The 14,989-nt window shown below is 53.0% G+C and carries 18 protein-coding genes; 9 read left to right on the plus strand and 9 right to left on the minus strand.

Annotated features, from left to right (window positions below):
* Window positions 1-45: 45 nt before the first annotated feature.
* The 5 genes from HMPREF9473_RS06940 (at window position 46) to HMPREF9473_RS06960 (ending at window position 6,267) form a co-directional block, all read left to right on the plus strand.
* On the plus strand, window positions 46-993 hold the full coding sequence (locus HMPREF9473_RS06940; RefSeq protein WP_006779365.1) for an ABC transporter permease: 948 nt from the start codon (window positions 46-48) through the stop codon (window positions 991-993).
* Between the two features lie 2 nt (window positions 994-995).
* Window positions 996-2,351, plus strand: a complete 1,356-nt coding sequence (locus HMPREF9473_RS06945; protein ID WP_006779366.1) for an ABC transporter permease — start codon at window positions 996-998, stop codon at window positions 2,349-2,351.
* A 15-nt stretch (window positions 2,352-2,366) separates the two neighbouring features.
* Window positions 2,367-3,395 carry an ABC transporter ATP-binding protein gene (locus HMPREF9473_RS06950; RefSeq protein WP_006779367.1) on the plus strand — a complete coding sequence of 343 codons (1,029 nt, stop codon included), beginning with the start codon at window positions 2,367-2,369 and terminating at the stop codon, window positions 3,393-3,395.
* Window positions 3,388-4,410 carry an ABC transporter ATP-binding protein gene (locus tag HMPREF9473_RS06955; RefSeq protein ID WP_006779368.1) on the plus strand — a complete coding sequence of 341 codons (1,023 nt, stop codon included), beginning with the start codon at window positions 3,388-3,390 and terminating at the stop codon, window positions 4,408-4,410. The genes HMPREF9473_RS06950 and HMPREF9473_RS06955 overlap by 8 nt, the downstream gene beginning before the upstream one ends.
* Before the next feature lie 129 nt (window positions 4,411-4,539).
* Window positions 4,540-6,267, plus strand: coding sequence for a peptide ABC transporter substrate-binding protein (locus HMPREF9473_RS06960; protein ID WP_006779369.1), 1,728 nt, complete (start codon window positions 4,540-4,542; stop codon window positions 6,265-6,267).
* A 119-nt stretch (window positions 6,268-6,386) separates the two neighbouring features.
* Here HMPREF9473_RS06960 and HMPREF9473_RS06965 read toward each other — a convergent pair whose 3' ends face one another.
* The 8 genes from HMPREF9473_RS06965 to HMPREF9473_RS07000 all read right to left on the minus strand — a co-directional run bounded on the left by HMPREF9473_RS06965 (window position 6,387) and on the right by HMPREF9473_RS07000 (window position 12,103).
* Window positions 6,387-7,445: a type IV pilus twitching motility protein PilT gene (locus HMPREF9473_RS06965; RefSeq protein ID WP_006779370.1), complete on the minus strand. Its 1,059-nt coding sequence runs from the start codon at window positions 7,443-7,445 to the stop codon at window positions 6,387-6,389.
* 18 nt (window positions 7,446-7,463) lie between these two features.
* Window positions 7,464-7,823, minus strand: a complete 360-nt coding sequence (locus tag HMPREF9473_RS26050; RefSeq protein ID WP_006779371.1) for a hypothetical protein — start codon at window positions 7,821-7,823, stop codon at window positions 7,464-7,466.
* The gene (locus tag HMPREF9473_RS06975) at window positions 7,816-8,145 is read right to left on the minus strand and encodes a type IV pilus modification PilV family protein (RefSeq protein ID WP_006779372.1); all 330 of its coding nucleotides are present in this window, start codon (window positions 8,143-8,145) and stop codon (window positions 7,816-7,818) included. Before HMPREF9473_RS06975 ends, HMPREF9473_RS26050 begins: the two co-directional genes overlap by 8 nt.
* Window positions 8,142-8,645 carry a DUF4860 domain-containing protein gene (locus HMPREF9473_RS06980; RefSeq protein WP_006779373.1) on the minus strand — a complete coding sequence of 168 codons (504 nt, stop codon included), beginning with the start codon at window positions 8,643-8,645 and terminating at the stop codon, window positions 8,142-8,144. Before HMPREF9473_RS06980 ends, HMPREF9473_RS06975 begins: the two co-directional genes overlap by 4 nt.
* 19 nt (window positions 8,646-8,664) lie before the next feature.
* On the minus strand, window positions 8,665-8,952 hold the full coding sequence (locus HMPREF9473_RS06985; protein WP_006779374.1) for a hypothetical protein: 288 nt from the start codon (window positions 8,950-8,952) through the stop codon (window positions 8,665-8,667).
* Window positions 8,953-8,977: 25 nt separating this feature from the next.
* Window positions 8,978-10,021, minus strand: coding sequence for a type II secretion system F family protein (locus HMPREF9473_RS06990; protein ID WP_006779375.1), 1,044 nt, complete (start codon window positions 10,019-10,021; stop codon window positions 8,978-8,980).
* Window positions 10,022-10,053: 32 nt separating this feature from the next.
* Complete coding sequence (locus HMPREF9473_RS06995; protein ID WP_138669951.1) at window positions 10,054-10,989, minus strand: transglutaminase-like domain-containing protein; 936 nt, start codon at window positions 10,987-10,989, stop codon at window positions 10,054-10,056.
* 115 nt (window positions 10,990-11,104) lie between these two features.
* Entirely contained in the window at window positions 11,105-12,103 is a 999-nt protein-coding gene (locus tag HMPREF9473_RS07000) for an ABC transporter substrate-binding protein (protein ID WP_006779377.1), read from the minus strand.
* Window positions 12,104-12,261: 158 nt separating this feature from the next.
* On the opposite strand from HMPREF9473_RS07000, the gene HMPREF9473_RS07005 reads away from it, so the two are divergent.
* Complete coding sequence (locus HMPREF9473_RS07005) at window positions 12,262-13,071, plus strand: Cof-type HAD-IIB family hydrolase (protein WP_006779378.1); 810 nt, start codon at window positions 12,262-12,264, stop codon at window positions 13,069-13,071.
* Between the two features lie 66 nt (window positions 13,072-13,137).
* Window positions 13,138-13,431: a YerC/YecD family TrpR-related protein gene (locus HMPREF9473_RS07010; protein ID WP_034858070.1), complete on the plus strand. Its 294-nt coding sequence runs from the start codon at window positions 13,138-13,140 to the stop codon at window positions 13,429-13,431.
* Window positions 13,432-13,441: 10 nt separating this feature from the next.
* Here the strand turns inward: HMPREF9473_RS07010 and HMPREF9473_RS07015 are convergent, their stop codons facing one another.
* Window positions 13,442-14,062 carry a DUF1836 domain-containing protein gene (locus HMPREF9473_RS07015; RefSeq protein ID WP_006779380.1) on the minus strand — a complete coding sequence of 207 codons (621 nt, stop codon included), beginning with the start codon at window positions 14,060-14,062 and terminating at the stop codon, window positions 13,442-13,444.
* 168 nt (window positions 14,063-14,230) lie between these two features.
* Between HMPREF9473_RS07015 and HMPREF9473_RS07020 the strand changes: the two genes are divergently transcribed.
* Entirely contained in the window at window positions 14,231-14,614 is a 384-nt protein-coding gene (locus HMPREF9473_RS07020) for a RidA family protein (protein WP_006779381.1), read from the plus strand.
* Between the two features lie 64 nt (window positions 14,615-14,678).
* The gene (locus HMPREF9473_RS07025; RefSeq protein ID WP_006779382.1) at window positions 14,679-14,939 is read left to right on the plus strand and encodes a TIGR03905 family TSCPD domain-containing protein; all 261 of its coding nucleotides are present in this window, start codon (window positions 14,679-14,681) and stop codon (window positions 14,937-14,939) included.
* Window positions 14,940-14,989 lie beyond the last annotated feature (50 nt).

Raw genomic sequence — 14,989 nt, forward strand, 5'->3', positions numbered from 1 at the left:
TCACGAAAGCATAAAGCGAAAATAGAAAAGTAGGATGTGAAGTTTATGGGTAAGTATTTTGTAAAGAGATTGGCAATGGCACTGGTTACCATCTTCCTAGTGACCTGTGTGACATTCCTTTTGATGAACGCGGTTCCCGGAAGCCCATGGCTGAGTGAGAAAACCCCGTCCGCGGCCACTCTGGCGGCACTGAACGCCAAGTACGGTCTGGATAAGCCGGTTATCGTCCAGCTGGGGAAATATCTGGAGAATCTGCTTCACGGTGATTTTGGCGTTTCCTTAAAGATGCAGAAGAACCGCCAGGTTTTGAGCATTATCCTGGAGATGTTCCCGGTTTCCGCAAAAATCGGTGCCATCGCTCTGGGATGGGCTGTGCTGGTGGGCGTTCCTCTGGGATGTCTGGCGGCGTTTAAGCGCGGCAAGGCGACGGACAGCATTCTGCGGGTGGTGTGTACCCTGGGTATTTCCACACCCAGCTTTGTTGTGGCCTCCGTTCTGCTGGTAAGCTTTGCGGGTGGTATCGCGTCACTGAAGATATTCCCGACGATTTTTGACCCTGCCCTTGGGTGGAGGTCCTATGTGTTACCCTGTTTTTCACTGGGATTCTATCCCATGTGCTATACGGCGAGACAGACCCGTTCCGCCATGCTGGATTCCTTAAACCAGGAATACATAAAGACGGCCCGCGCCAAGGGCCTTAAGAATGGCAAGATTATCTTTAAACACGCCCTGAGAAATGCTCTGATTCCGGTTATTACCTATTTAGGACCGCAGGTGGCATTTACTCTGTGTGGCGGCTTCGTTGTGGAGAGCGTATTTTCCATCCCCGGACTGGGACGTTATCTGGTGCAGTCAATCCAGAACAGAGACTACCCGGTTATCATGGGAACCACGGTGTTCCTGGCCAGCTTCATCATCCTGATGAACATGGTGGTGGATATTCTGTACAAGGTGGCTGACCCGAGAATCAACTTAGCGAAAGGTGGAGAGTAGACGTGAGTGAAGATAAGAAGATTAAGCGCTGTATCGTCTCCCTGCAGCCTGATGTGGAGTCCATTCTGGACTGGAACAGTTTGACAGACGAAGATTTTGCTCCGGCCAGCCAGGCGGAGAAGGATAACTTCATGGAGGACCGCCAGAGCGTGTCCTACTGGAAGGACGCGTGGCGCCGGTTAAAGAAGAACACGGTGGCTATGGTTGCGCTGGGCGTGGTGATATTCCTGTTCCTGTTCGCATTTGCGGGACCGCTGTTTATCCCTTACGGATATGAGCAGTTCAACACGGGAGCGGAGGATTTATATCCCTATCACTATTCCAACGAGGACCAGAAACGCCTGGATGATGAGATTGCGGCCCGCACCGCCACGGAAGTGCTGGATGTGGACGCCATGATTGCCAAGGCCGAGGAGGAAGCTGCCGCCAAGGGCGAGAAGCTGTCGCCGGTTGACCGGGCGAAAATCAAGGCCCAGGCCAAGGTGGCATCCCAGAATGCCTCCAAGAAATCCGAAGAACTGGATGTGAAGGCTCTGAGAAAAGAGCTTGGTATTAAGAAGAAACTGTTTGGCTATTCCCCTGCGGAGCTTGACCGGAAAGCGGCCGGGGAGAAGGTATTTCCACATATCTTTGGTACGGATATGTATGGGCGTGATATTCTGGTCCGCGTGATGTACGGGGCGAGAGTGTCCATGACCGTCGGTATCTGCGCGGCCCTGCTGGTGCTTGTCATCGGCGCGCTTTACGGCTCCATCTCCGGTTACTGCGGAGGGAAAGTGGACGCTGTGATGCAGCGGATTGTGGAACTGATTTACGCCGTTCCGGAAATGCTGGTGGTGCTGCTGATTGCCACCGCTTTAAAACCGATTCTGACCGAGTATGTAAACTCGGGAAGCGGCCCCTTAAAGTCCTTTGTGGGCGTGCTGGGACCGAACCTGATATCCCTGTTTATTGCGTTTGGACTTCTCTACTGGGTGACCATGAGCCGTATTATCCGCGGACAGGTGCTCCAGCTGAAGGAGCAGGAGTACGTGACCGCGGCGAAAGCCTTAGGAGCGTCCGGCAGCCGGATTATCCGCCGCCATCTGCTTCCTAACTGTATCGGACAGATTGTTGTGACCACCTGTTTACAGATTCCGTCCGCAATCTTCCTGGAGTCCTTCTTATCCTATCTGGGTGTCGGTGTTTCCGCGCCGCTTCCTAGTCTTGGCTCCATGGCGACGGACGCCCTCAGCGGAATGTATACCTACACCTACCGCCTGATTATTCCGGCTGTGGTGCTGAGTGTGATGATTCTGGCGTTCAACCTCTTTGGCGATGGCCTTAGAGATGCGTTAGACCCGAAATTAAAGAAATAGAAAGGAGGAGGCTATATGGCTGAGAAGTTATTGGAAGTAAAAGATTTGCATGTCTCCTTCTTCACTCCTGCCGGCGAGGTAAAGGCAGTGGGAGGCATCTCTTATGATTTAAATTACGGCGAAGTGATGGGCGTGGTTGGCGAGTCCGGTTCCGGAAAGAGCGTGGAAGCCTACTCCATCATGGGACTGTTGCAGTCCCCAGGCAAAGTGGTGGGCGGTTCCATCACCTTCGAGGGACAGGATGTACTTAGCTTTTCTAAGGAGGAGATGACTAACCTTAGGGGCAACAAGATTGCCATGATATTCCAGAACCCCATGACCTGTTTAAACCCGGTTTACACCGTTGGAAACCAGCTTGTGGAGGCGCTGCGGGCCCACGACAAGAAAATCTCCGCCGAGGACGCGAAAAAGCGTGCCATGGAAATGATGGAGATGGTGGGTATCAACAACGTGGAGAAACGTATGAAACAGTATCCACACGAGTTTTCCGGCGGTATGCGCCAGCGTGTGATGATTGCCATGGGATTAATCTGTCATCCCCAGCTGCTGATTGCCGATGAGCCGACCACGGCTCTGGATGTGACCATCCAGGCGCAGATTCTGGAACTGATGAAGGAACTTCAGAAGAAGACCAACATGGGTATCATTTTCATCACCCACAACTTAGGGGTGGTGGCCGATATCTGTGATAAAGTATCCGTTATGTATGCAGGCAGAATGGTGGAGCAGGGACCGGTGGATGACATTTTCTACCATCCGGCACACCCGTACACCCTGGGGCTTCTCCGCTCTATGCCGCGTGTGGACGCCGAGGAGTATGAGAGACTGATTCCCATCGAGGGAACCCCGGTTGATATGCTGAATCCGCCGGAAGGCTGTCCTTTCGCCCCAAGATGTGAGCATTGCATGAAAATCTGCTTGGAAAAAATGCCGCCCTACGTATACCTGGGGGGGGGTAATCACCGCTCCGCGTGCTGGCTTAGAGTACAGGAACAGTTAAACGAAAAGAAAACATCAGGCAAGGAGGAAGCTATCCATGAATAAAGACGAGAAGATACTCCTTGAGATTAAGAATTTGAGAAAATATTTCCCCGTCAAGGGGATGAAAGGGCCGGGAGTACAGGCGGTTCAGGATGTCTCCTTCTTTATCAGAAAGGGAGAGACCCTGGGACTGGTAGGAGAGTCAGGCTGTGGCAAGACCACCCTGGGAAGAACCATTTTAAGACTCCACGAGCCAACCGGCGGAACCATCATCTATGATGGGGAGCCAATCTATGATAACCCGCTTGACAGCGAGGGAAAACCGGTGGGCAAGGCCGTGATGGCCAACATGCTGCCTTACCGGCGGAAGATGCAGATTATCTTCCAGGACCCCTCCGCCTCCCTGGACCCGCGTATGACGGTCAGCGAGATTATCGGGGAAGCCATTGATATCCACAAGCTGGCGTCCAGCAAGGGCGACCGGGCCGATATGATAAAAGAACTGCTGCGGAAGGTGGGGCTGAACACGGAGCATGGAAACCGTTATCCCCACGAGTTCTCCGGCGGACAGCAGCAGCGTGTGGGCATTGCCCGCGCCCTGGCGGTGAAACCGGAATTCATTGTCTGTGATGAGCCAATCTCGGCGCTGGATGTGTCGATTCAGTCCCAGGTGGTGAACATGCTGGAGGATATGCAGGAGGAGATGGGGCTGACTTACCTCTTCATCGCCCACGATTTGTCGGTGGTGCGGCACATTTCCAACCGAATCGGTGTGATGTATTTAGGTTCTCTGGTGGAGCTTGGCGAGAGCTACGAGCTGAACCGGAACCCGATTCACCCCTATACCAAGACTCTGTTGTCGGCTGTGCCGGTGCCGGATCCGGAACTTTCCAGAACCCGCCAGAGAATCGTGCTGGAGGGCGATATTCCAAGTCCGATTAATCCGCCGAGCGGATGCCGGTTCCACACCAGATGTCCTTACGCCACGGAGAAATGCTCCATGGAGACACCCGTATTTAAGGAGCATGAGCCCGGACACTGGGCGGCCTGCCACCTGTTGGATGAGGGAAAGCTGTAACAAGCGGTATCATTTTCCGAAAGGGAATGTAAGATACAACACATCCGGTGGGGAATTGCTTCAGGGCGCAGGTTTTGGAGTGAAGGGAGCCTGCCGGAAAACAAGGAAAGAAAAGGAGGAATAAGTATTATGAGAAACATGAAAAAAGTACTGTCTCTGACGCTTGCTTCCGCTATGGTACTGTCTCTGGCAGCCTGTGGCGGTAAGACTGCTGCACCGGAGACAACAGCCGCACCTGACGCGGCGACAACCGCAGCTGACGAGACAACGGCTGCTGAGACAAAAGAGGCATCAGGTACCTTTGACATCGCCGTATGTCTGGCATCCGAGCCACAGTCTATCGACCCGGCGTTGAACTCCGCGGTAGATGGCGGTATTATGATTAACCATTTCTTCGAAGGTCTTGCAAAGAGAGTGGATGACGGCAATGGCAACGCGATTCTGGCTCCAGGCCAGGCAGAGTCTTGGGAGAAGAAGCCAAATGATGACGGAACCGTTACCTACACCTTCAAGATGCGTGATGGCATCAAATGGTCCGACGGTAAGCCTGTAACAGCCGGTGATTTCGTATACAGCTGGCAGCGTCTGGCAAAACCGGAGACAACAGCCGATTATACATACATGATTGATATGGTAAAGGGTTATGCAGAGATTGCTGCCGGTGAGGCAGATGCTTCCACCCTGGCCGTAACAGCCATCGACGACAAGACTCTTGAGGTTGTTTTAACCTATGACTGCCCATATTTTGAGGAAGTTCTCGCGTTCCCGGCTACCTATCCAGTACGTGAAGATATGGCAGAGGGCAACGACCAGTGGACTTACGATGTCAACACCTACATCGGCAATGGTCCGTACAAGATGTCCGAATGGTCCCACAATGCTTACATTATGGGCGTGAAGAACGAAGAGTACTATGACTATGACAAGTTAGGTCCGGACAGCATCAAGTTTACGCTGTTAGATGACGCTAACGCAATCCTGGCAGCTTACAAGAGCGGCGAGATTGACTTCATCGAGGAAGTTCCTACCGATGAGATTCCAAACTACTTGGCATCCGGCGAGTTAACCATTGTAGATTACATTGGTACTTACTATGCATGCTTTAACACCGAGGATGAGATTTTCAAAGACCCGTTAGTGCGTAAGGCATTTACTCTGGCTATCGACCGTAACTATATCGTTGACAGCGTTACACAGACCGGCCAGGTTCCGGCTACCGGATTCGTTCCTTCCGGTACTGCTGACGCAGAGGGCGCTTCCGGCGATGATTTCCGTACCGTAGGCGGCGAGTATTACAGCGTGAAACCGGAAGACTATGAGAAGAACTGTGAAGAGGCGCGTGCCCTGCTTGCAGAGGCTGGCTATCCGAACGGTGAGGGCTTCCCAACCGTTGAGTACTTATACAACACCAATGACCAGCATAAGGCCGTAGGTGAGGCATTACAGAACATGTGGCAGGAAGTACTGGGCGTAACCGTAACCCTGAACAACCAGGACTGGAACGTATTCTTAGAGAACCGTAAACAGGGTAACTACCAGATCTCCCGTAACGGCTGGATTGCAGACTACAACGACCCGATCACCTTCCTTGATATGTGGTATACCGATGGCGGTAACAACGATGCACAGTACTCCAGAGCAGAGTATGACGCAGCGATTGACGCGGCTAAGGCAACCTCCGTACCGGCAGAGCGTATGAAAGCTATGCACGAGGCTGAGGATATCCTGATGAAGGAAGACAACGTTCTCTGCCCACTGTACTTCTACACCCAGAAGTATATGTTAAACGACAGAGTTGACGGTATGTACTATACACCACTTGGATTCTTCTACTTTGGAAACTGTACTGAGAAATAAATAGAATTCAAAATGAGATAGAGTTCGCTTGGAAATGAGCGGCTCCGCCTGATTGATGGCGGGGCCGCTTTTTTAATGTCCGCATTATGTCCGTATTCTGTCTGCATGAACCAATACGGTTACATGCCGCTTATCATTTTTTTCATGAAATCAATATTCTCCGCATATCGCAGAGCTGTCTCTTCCGTGATTTTCCCCTCCCGGAACAGCTTTAAGATGCTCTGGTCCATGGTCATCATGCCCTCCGAGGCGGAGGAGGAGATGGCGTTGCTCAACTGGTAGGATTTGGATTCCCGTATCATGGTCCGGATGGCGCTGTTGGACTTCATGATTTCGAAGGCGGGAACCTGGCCGTTGTCCACGGAGGGCATCAGCTTCTGGGAGACCACCCCTTCCAAAACCATGGCCAGCTGGGTCCTTACCGGCTGTTGCTGCTGTGGAGGGAAGGTGTCCACGATACGGTCCACCGTGTTGGCGGCGCCGATGGTGTGGAGGGTGGAGATGACCAGATGGCCGGTCTCCGCCGCTGTCACCGCGGCGCTGATGGTCTCGGCGTCCCGCATTTCCCCCAGGAGAATGATATCGGGTACTTCTCTTAAGGCGGCCCGGAGAGCCACGTGGTAGGACTGGGTGTCCGTGTAAAGCTCCCGCTGGATTACTACGCTCTTTTTGTGGGAGTGGAGGTACTCAATGGGGTCCTCGATGGTGATGATATGGGCTTCCCTGGTGGAGTTGATGGCGTCCACCATGCAGGCCAGGGTGGTGGTTTTGCCGCTCCCCGCAGGGCCGGTGACCAGCACCAGGCCGTGGCGTTTCGACGCAAAGTCCATGACCTCCTGTGGAATGTGGAGGCTGGACGCGTCCGGCAGACCGAAGGAGATCACCCGGATGACAAGTCCCAGAGAACCTCTCTGCCGCAGGGCGTTGGCCCGGAAACGGCAGATGCCGGGCAGGGAGAAGGAGAAATCATCGTCCCCCCGCTCAATCAGTGAGACGATATCCCGCCCTGCCAGACTGTACAGCGATTTGGTCAGCGCGCTGGTGTGTTCCGGGTAGAGTTTGTCCCCCAGCCGCTCCAGCTTGCCGCCGATTTTAAATGACACAGGCATGCCTGCGATGATGAGAATATCCGACGCGTCATGCTGCGCGGCGTATTCCAGTATTTCCTGCAATTCCATAAGGTACCTCCAACGTTTTTAGTCCGGTATGATAATCCCCTCCGCTCCGTCGGAAACCACGTTCCAGGACAGAATCTTCAGGGAAGAATCTTCATTTCTTGTGACATGGACGGACAGAGACTGCCGCTTGGTCATGGGAACCGTGAAAGCCAGTTCCGGTTTCCCGCTGATATCGAACGCCTGAATCTGGCGCACCGCGCTGGTATCGGCCTCATAGTAGGCGGACACCGTGTCGGCATTGATCCGGGACAGGGACAAATCGGCCCTGGCCGAGATAAAGGTGAGAATGGAGAACACGGCCAGCACCAGCACCAGCAGCACGGTAAGCAGGGTCAAAAGCCCGGTTCCCACAGGGGATGCGTTTGATTTCTCACTCATAGGACGCCACCTCCTTCAGGGTATAGACCACGGTCTCCCCTTTTAAGACGGAGATTTCGCAGACAGACAGCCCGTCCTTTTGTTCCAGCGGGGTAATGCTGACGGTATAGCCGTCCTCCCCGGCGGTGGGCTGGCCGCCGGCCTTCCACACCTCGGCGGCGGACTGGGCCAGATAGACGGCCCGGGTCAGTTCCGTGCTCTCATTGCTCATCTGCCTGGCTTTTGCCAGGAAACTTAAGCAGACCAGGGCGCAGAGAACCAGGATGGAGAAGCTGCCTAACAGCTCCAGTATGAGAAGTCGAAATCTGGTAGATGTATTCATAAGCCGTAATCCTCCTTGATCCCGCATCTTGGCGCCAGTGAAACCTGGCGGGTAGCGCCCTGCTCCGGCAGTGTGACAGTCAGTGTCATCACGCCGTCACAGGCGGTGACGGACAGACCGTCGAGAGGCAGCAGCGGCGTTCCGTCGCCGGGCTGAAGCCCGGTGCCTTCCTCCATAAACAGCTCCCGCAGCTGGCCGTCGTAGCAGTACAGCAGGGTCAGAAAACTGCCCCCCTCCAGCTGCTCCCGGATACAGACCGCGTCCTGGCCGCCAAAGCTTGTGACGGCGATGCCGCCATCCGCCCGGTCCCCCTGCCGTATCTGGTTGACCAGGTAGGAGAGGGCGGTGCGGCTCTGGTAGTTGACGCTGCCGGCGTCTGCGGTCTGGGCGTAAAGCCGGCCGCCGCTTAAAGTCAGCGTGGCGCAGAGAAGAAAAAACATGGCGCACAGCAGCAGGGCCATCATATTTTTTATTTTTGTAAAGTCGTGAATGTCAGTCATAACACTCTCCTTCTTCCTGTCAGGATTGTGGCAGTACGGTGATGTCAGGCATTAAGTTGGATGCCAGATAGGTGTAGTCCACGTAATAGAGCTCGCTGTCGTAGGCGACGCCGTAGCGCTGCTTAAGATAGGAGATATCTTCCGGGTAGGCGCCTTCCAGGGCGTAGCACTGCACGGCTCCCCGGCGGATGGACTGCTCCAGGATGGACAGACTTTCCCCGCTGACACGGCGCTCTAAGGGGCCTGCGGCGAGATAGAGGGCCAGCAGAGCCAGGATAAGGATGGATGGCAGTATCATTTTCTTCATAAAAAGACCTCCGAAACGGTTATGTTCAGCCTCCAAGGGAAGCAAGCATCTGAAGCAGCGGCAGCATCACGGTCAGCAGCATGCCGCCCACGGTGACGCAGAGCAGAATCACCAGCCCGTACTCAAAACGGTTCAGGGACTGGTTTAACCGCACGTCCGCGTTTAGCTGGCTTCTTCTGGCCAGTTCCTCCATCACGTTCTCCATGGTGCCGGTGCGAAATCCCATGGTCAGCATCCCGGCCTCCATCCCGGAGAAAATGCCGGAGCCGGTCACGGCCTCGGTAAAGGGGGCGCCATCGTTTACCCGCTTCTGGCAGTCTGCGCACATGGAAGCCAGGGGCGTCTCCTCCAGAAGTTTTCCGGTCTGTTCCAGGGCCTCGTCCATTCCGAGTCCACTGGAAATCATCAGCGACATGGCGGAAGCAAACCGGGCCCGCCCGATGGCCGCCGAGGACTTTCCCCTGGAAAATGCCGCCAGCCCCCACCGGCTGTGAAACAGGATAAGGGCCAGAACCGCCACCAGAAACAGGGCCACGGCGGCGCCTGTCAGGATGGCAAGACCGGCAGGATTTTGTCCCAGCAGAAACGAAGCCGCGGGGGACATTCCGCTGTCAAACAGGGAAAATACCTGTGAGAAGATGGGGAAGATCCGCCGGAGCAGAATCAGAAAAATCAGGGCGGTCAGGGCCGTCATGACGCAGGGGTAGGTCACTGCCCGCTGAATGGTCTCGTTTAAGGCGTGCTCCCGCTTGTAGTAGTCGGAGAGGGCGGCTAAAACGGTGTCCAGCCGTCCGGTCAGCTCCCCGATTTCCAGCATGTGGATGCAGTAGGAGGGGAACAGTTCCGTCGCTTGTAAGACGGCGGTGAAGGAACTGCCATCAGTCGTCTTCAGGCGGAGCGCTTCCAGGGCCAGACGGATGCGTCTGGATGGGTTATCGCTCAGCAGAAGAGAGGCGCTCTCCGTCCAGGAGATACCGGACTGGTTTAACTGGGACAGTTCATAGCAGAGGACAGACAATTCTTCGTCTGTCAGCATATCACGGGTTCGTTTCGTTGTTGTAGAGGCCATAGGGCAATCTCCTTTTTTATGATTTGTATGTGTCAATAGGCATATTTTTGAGTGTAATTGTCAGCGTTGGTCACAAAATTCTTGGCGGCCTTGCTGCGCCCGCCGCTGGACAGGGTGGTGGGGTCCATCAGGGTCCAGGTTTTGCCGTCGAAGTAGATGAACTTGTCCACCCAGCCTTTTCCGCTGACATAGACATTGATCCATGCGTGGTAGGTGGTGCCGGCGTATCCGACCACCAGCTTGCAGGGAATGTTCTGGCTTCGAAGCATGGCGGCCATGACGGCGGCGTAGTCGAAGCAGATGCCGGTCTGTTTTTTCAGCACCTGGTCCAGATTGGGAATGTATCCGCTCTCGGCCGTGGCGGCCAGGGTGTCGTCGTAGGAAATATGATCTACCACATAATCAAAGACGGCGCTGATTTTTTCCAGGTCATCCTTCTTGTTCTCCGTCAGCTCTTTGGCCAGCTCCACGGCTTTGGTATCCTCCGTGTAGTTGACGAACTGATTGGGGTGGAGGAAGGGGGCGAAGCTGTTTGACAGGGCGACTTCCACGGAGACCGAGCAGGCCACAGAGTACCGGTTGCCGGAGACATTTTCCAGAACCTTGACGGAGTAGGTGCCATCCCCTTCCGTCAGCGGGAAGGTCTCGTAGGTGCCGCTGTTGTTTAGATTGTAGGTGTAGATGGTCTTGTCGTCCTTTGTGATCTGCACCTTGATTTTCACCTGTTTGCCGCCGGTGTAACGGATTTTCAGGATGCCCTCGGAGACCTGGGAAATGTCGACGGCAGCCTTGGAATTGGAGAGAATACCGGAGGAAGCGGCCCACGCAGGAAAGTTCCCCATGGACAGCCACAGGGCGGCCCACAGGAAACTGGTGAGTACGATCAGAATTAAGTTGTGTTTTCGCTTGGTTCGAAGCAGCAGCTTCATTTCCGGTGTCCTCCAAAAGTCAGCATAAAACGTGCTCATAAGTACTTTGATTATACCTTTTATTTTGGGAAAAAGAAAGTTTCAATTTTCTTAAGCTGAGTAAGCTGAAAAGCTGGGCCGCATGACCGGTTCGACCGGTTGGCGTCATGACGGTTTATTTGGCCGCCGTCTTGGCAAACTCCGTGGTGACCAGATTCTCATAAGGCACGCGGGTCTCCAGTTCTCCGGCTTCCTCCAGGATGTTCTGGAGCAGTTCAAAGCTTTCTTTCTCAAAGACGGTGTCGTCCTTCCAGGTATCCTGCTGTTTATATCGGTCTACAATCAGCGTGATTTTCTCCAAATCCGTCTCCTTAAACTGGGGCTGGATGGTCTTTGCAATCTCCTCCGCGCTGTGTGAGTTTACATAATCCATGCCCTTCTGGATGGCGTTGGTGAACTTCTGAATCAGCTCCGGGTTTTTCTCCATATAACTCTTCTTTGCGCAGTAGGCGGTGTATGGCACGTAGCCGGATTCCTCGCCCAGGGAGGCCACCACATAACCGCTGCCTTCCACCTCAAGCCCGGTGGCAAACGGCTCAAACTCCACGGTGTAATCCGCGTCGTCGCTGGTAAATGCCGCCGCTGTCAACCCAAAGTTAATGCTCTGGTCGATGGTCAAATCCGTCTTGGGGTCGAGACCATTTTTCTTTAAAATATACTCGAAGACCATCTGGGGCATGCCGCCGGCTCTGCCGCCAAGGACCTTCTTGCCGGCCAGGCTGGACCACTGGAAATTCTCTTCCGGCTGGCGTCCCACCAGGAAGTTGCCGGCCCGCTGGGTCAGCTGGGCGAAGTTGACGGCGTAGTCCTCGGCCCCGTTCATATAAGTATAGATACTGGCTTCCGAGCCCATAAAACCGATATCGGCGTCCCCGGACACCAGAGCAGTCATCACCTTGTCGGCGCCGGCCCCATTGACCAGCGTCAAATCAATGCCCTCGTCCTTAAAATATCCCAGCTCGATAGCCGCATACTGGGGCGCATAGAAAATCGAATGGGCCACTTCGTTTAAGGTGACAGGCGTCAGACTGCTGCCACTGTCCGTCTTCTGGCATCCGGCAAGTGACAGGCAGACCATGGCGGCCGCCGTGGCCATGCATATTAATTTTTTCATGAAAACCTCCTGATTTTGCTTCTAATACTATCATGATATTAAAAAACGGGGAGGGAGTGCCTGGTTCAGTTCGATTTTTTTGGATTATCATATCGGGAATAGAAAAATTATGTTATAATAGGGAACATATGATACAATATCAGATTCAAGGAGATACTATGGACTATCAGATACTGGTGCTGGATTTGGACGGCACGCTGACAAACCGGGATAAAATCATTACCCCGAAGACGAAGATGGCGTTGATGGAGCTGCAAAAGCAGGGAAAGAAAGTGGTGCTGGCCAGCGGCCGTCCCACCTACGGCGTTTTGCCGCTGGCGAAGGAACTGGAGCTGGAGGTATACGGCGGGTACATTTTATCCTACAACGGGGGCGTCATTATGGACTGTAAAACCGGCGAGACCGTGTTCAGCCGCTGCATTCCCGTGGAGTACAATGCCGCCATCATCCGCCTGGCCGTTGATCAGGGGGTTAATATTCTGACCTATGAGGGGGATAAGATTATCACGCTGGACGGCGCCTGCCCTTATGTGGCGAAGGAGTCGGCCATCAACAAACTGGAGGTGGAGGCGCGGGCGGACATGGAGTCCTACGTCACCTTCCAGGTGCCCAAATTCCTGATGCTGGACGACGGCGACTATCTGGCGCTGGTGGAGGCCCAGGTGAAGGCGAAACTCGGCAAGCCCTTCAGCATTTACCGCTCGGAGCCATACTTTCTGGAGATTATGCCAAGGGGCATCGACAAGGCCCAGTCCCTGGGGCGTCTGCTGGAAAGCATCGGCTTAAGCCGGGAGCAGATGATTGCCTGCGGTGACGGCTACAACGATTTGACCATGATTCAGTACGCCGGTCTGGGAGTCGCCATGGAAAATGCTATTCTGCCGCTGAAACAGGCGGCCGGCTACGTGACGTTGTCCAACAATGATGACGGAATCGCCCATGTGGTGGAAAAATTTATGCTTTCTTAAGATTAGAAGGTATGGACTTTAAAAGGTTAATGTGCTAAAATGGGGAAGAGTAAAGGGGATTACGTCATGAATAAAAAGATTAAGACAGATGCAGTAGACCATCTATTTCAGGCCATACTGACATTGAAAGATGCGGACGAATGTTATTCGTTCTTCGAGGATGTGTGCACGGTGAACGAGCTGTTGTCACTGTCACAGCGCTACGAGGTAGCCAGGATGCTTCGGGAGAACAACACCTATCTGGAGATTGCCGAGAAGACAGGCGCATCCACTGCTACTATCAGCCGTGTCAACCGTTCTTTAAATTATGGAAACGATGGCTATGACATGGTATTCGAACGTTTACAGGCGGAGAAATAGAAAGCAGCCATCACGGCTGCTTCCTTTTTTTCCCGGCATTGGGATGTTCTTCACGAATCTGGTCAATCAACAGTTCCATGGTCTGCTTCTTTAGGTAGACATCAAAGCCCAGTTCACAGATGAAGGCAAACAGCTGGAGATAATCCCTGTCTTCGCCCTCACGCTCCGGGAAGGTCTCGGTGGAAGCCTGGTACTTCTGGACAATGTCCTCCTTTAACCGCTCCATCTGCTCCTTCTCCATGGAGAATATCTCCTCATAGATATCCTGCAGGGATAAATCCTCCCCTTCATTAAAATGTACTTCGGTGACAGGGCGGAACAGTTCCTCGATATCGTTGAAAGAGAGCATATTTTTAAAGTAATAGATAAATATCAGTAACAGAATATGCTGTCTGGAATATTTCTTTTTATTAGGGGGCGGAAGCAGGTTGTTCTTGGCATAGTTGTTGATCATGGTTTTTGTCAAAACCTTGTCATCCGGGTAACGCTTGGTTTTCACCAAATGTTCATCCATGAAGGTGGTGACCTGGTCCATGTACAAATCAATGTTGGGAATGCGTTCCGGCTTTACATAAGAGAGAGTATCCAGTCTTGCCAGGATTTCCTGTAACCGTTCTTCGTTGCTTTTCATAATTTCACCTCACCACCTATTATATAGTATTCAATACTAGATGACAAGAGGTAAATGTGGCTTTCTGAAGAAAATGATAGAAAATCTATAATAGTGATTGAAATTTTATCAAAAGTTATGTATAATGGGTGCTACGACAGATTCAAGAAAAAGAGAGGGGAAATTACTATGAAGAAAGTATTTGCAACAGACAATGCACCAGCAGCGATCGGACCTTATTCCCAGGCAGTTCAGGGCGGAGATTACGTATACGTATCCGGCCAGCTTCCTATCGACCCGGCTACCGGCCAGTTTGCAGGGGATGACATCGCGTCACAGACGAGACAGTCACTGACCAACATCAAGAGCATTTTAGAGAGTGAAGGACTTTCCATGGATAACGTGGTAAAGACGACCGTACTGTTAGATTCCATCGCTGATTTTGGGGCGATGAACGAAGTGTACGCAACCTTCTTCACCGGCGCATGTCCGGCCAGAGCCGCATTTGAGGTGGCAGCGCTTCCGAAGGCAGCTCTTGTGGAAATCGAGGCAGTTGCTTACTGCGGAAAATAAGCAGACATCACTGCCCAGATAGGGCAGAACGTTTCAGAGAATAGTCAGACAAGGAGTATGCAGTATGAGATATGAGATGAGACCACAGAATGTATGTCCGTCCAAAATCAGTTTTGATTTGAATGGAAATATTGTTACCAATGTAGAATTTACCAACGGCTGTAATGGCAATCTGAAGGCTATCAGCAAAGTAGTAGATGGGATGACCGTGGACCAGATAGAGGGATTCTTCAAGGGAAACACCTGCGGGCCCAAGCCTACGTCCTGTGCGGACCAGTTAGCCAGGTGCGTGCGGAAAGCATACGACGAGTCGAATCAGCAGTAAAAGCCAAAGGGGGATGCAATTTATTATGTTGCAGCCCCCTTTTATTTTGT

The organism is Hungatella hathewayi WAL-18680, from assembly GCF_000235505.1.
Classification (GTDB): domain Bacteria; phylum Bacillota; class Clostridia; order Lachnospirales; family Lachnospiraceae; genus Hungatella_A; species Hungatella_A hathewayi_A.

Bases quoted from the DNA above. Each gene is read 5' to 3' on its own strand.
- HMPREF9473_RS06985 (WP_006779374.1), bottom strand. From the start codon at position 8,952: ATGAAGAAAATGATACTGCCATCCATCCTTATCCTGGCTCTGCTGGCC.
- HMPREF9473_RS06995 (WP_138669951.1), bottom strand. From the start codon at position 10,989: ATGAGCACGTTTTATGCTGACTTTTGGAGGACACCGGAAATGAAGCTG.
- HMPREF9473_RS06965 (WP_006779370.1), bottom strand. From the start codon at position 7,445: ATGGAATTGCAGGAAATACTGGAATACGCCGCGCAGCATGACGCGTCG.
- HMPREF9473_RS06990 (WP_006779375.1), bottom strand. From the start codon at position 10,021: ATGGCCTCTACAACAACGAAACGAACCCGTGATATGCTGACAGACGAA.
- HMPREF9473_RS06980 (WP_006779373.1), bottom strand. From the start codon at position 8,645: ATGACTGACATTCACGACTTTACAAAAATAAAAAATATGATGGCCCTG.
- HMPREF9473_RS26050 (WP_006779371.1), bottom strand. From the start codon at position 7,823: ATGAGTGAGAAATCAAACGCATCCCCTGTGGGAACCGGGCTTTTGACC.
- HMPREF9473_RS06950 (WP_006779367.1), top strand. From the start codon at position 2,367: ATGGCTGAGAAGTTATTGGAAGTAAAAGATTTGCATGTCTCCTTCTTC.
- HMPREF9473_RS07020 (WP_006779381.1), top strand. From the start codon at position 14,231: ATGAAGAAAGTATTTGCAACAGACAATGCACCAGCAGCGATCGGACCT.
- HMPREF9473_RS06955 (WP_006779368.1), top strand. From the start codon at position 3,388: ATGAATAAAGACGAGAAGATACTCCTTGAGATTAAGAATTTGAGAAAA.
- HMPREF9473_RS07025 (WP_006779382.1), top strand. From the start codon at position 14,679: ATGAGATATGAGATGAGACCACAGAATGTATGTCCGTCCAAAATCAGT.
- HMPREF9473_RS07000 (WP_006779377.1), bottom strand. From the start codon at position 12,103: ATGAAAAAATTAATATGCATGGCCACGGCGGCCGCCATGGTCTGCCTG.
- HMPREF9473_RS06975 (WP_006779372.1), bottom strand. From the start codon at position 8,145: ATGAATACATCTACCAGATTTCGACTTCTCATACTGGAGCTGTTAGGC.
- HMPREF9473_RS07015 (WP_006779380.1), bottom strand. From the start codon at position 14,062: ATGAAAAGCAACGAAGAACGGTTACAGGAAATCCTGGCAAGACTGGAT.
- HMPREF9473_RS06960 (WP_006779369.1), top strand. From the start codon at position 4,540: ATGAGAAACATGAAAAAAGTACTGTCTCTGACGCTTGCTTCCGCTATG.
- HMPREF9473_RS07010 (WP_034858070.1), top strand. From the start codon at position 13,138: ATGAATAAAAAGATTAAGACAGATGCAGTAGACCATCTATTTCAGGCC.
- HMPREF9473_RS06940 (WP_006779365.1), top strand. From the start codon at position 46: ATGGGTAAGTATTTTGTAAAGAGATTGGCAATGGCACTGGTTACCATC.
- HMPREF9473_RS07005 (WP_006779378.1), top strand. From the start codon at position 12,262: ATGGACTATCAGATACTGGTGCTGGATTTGGACGGCACGCTGACAAAC.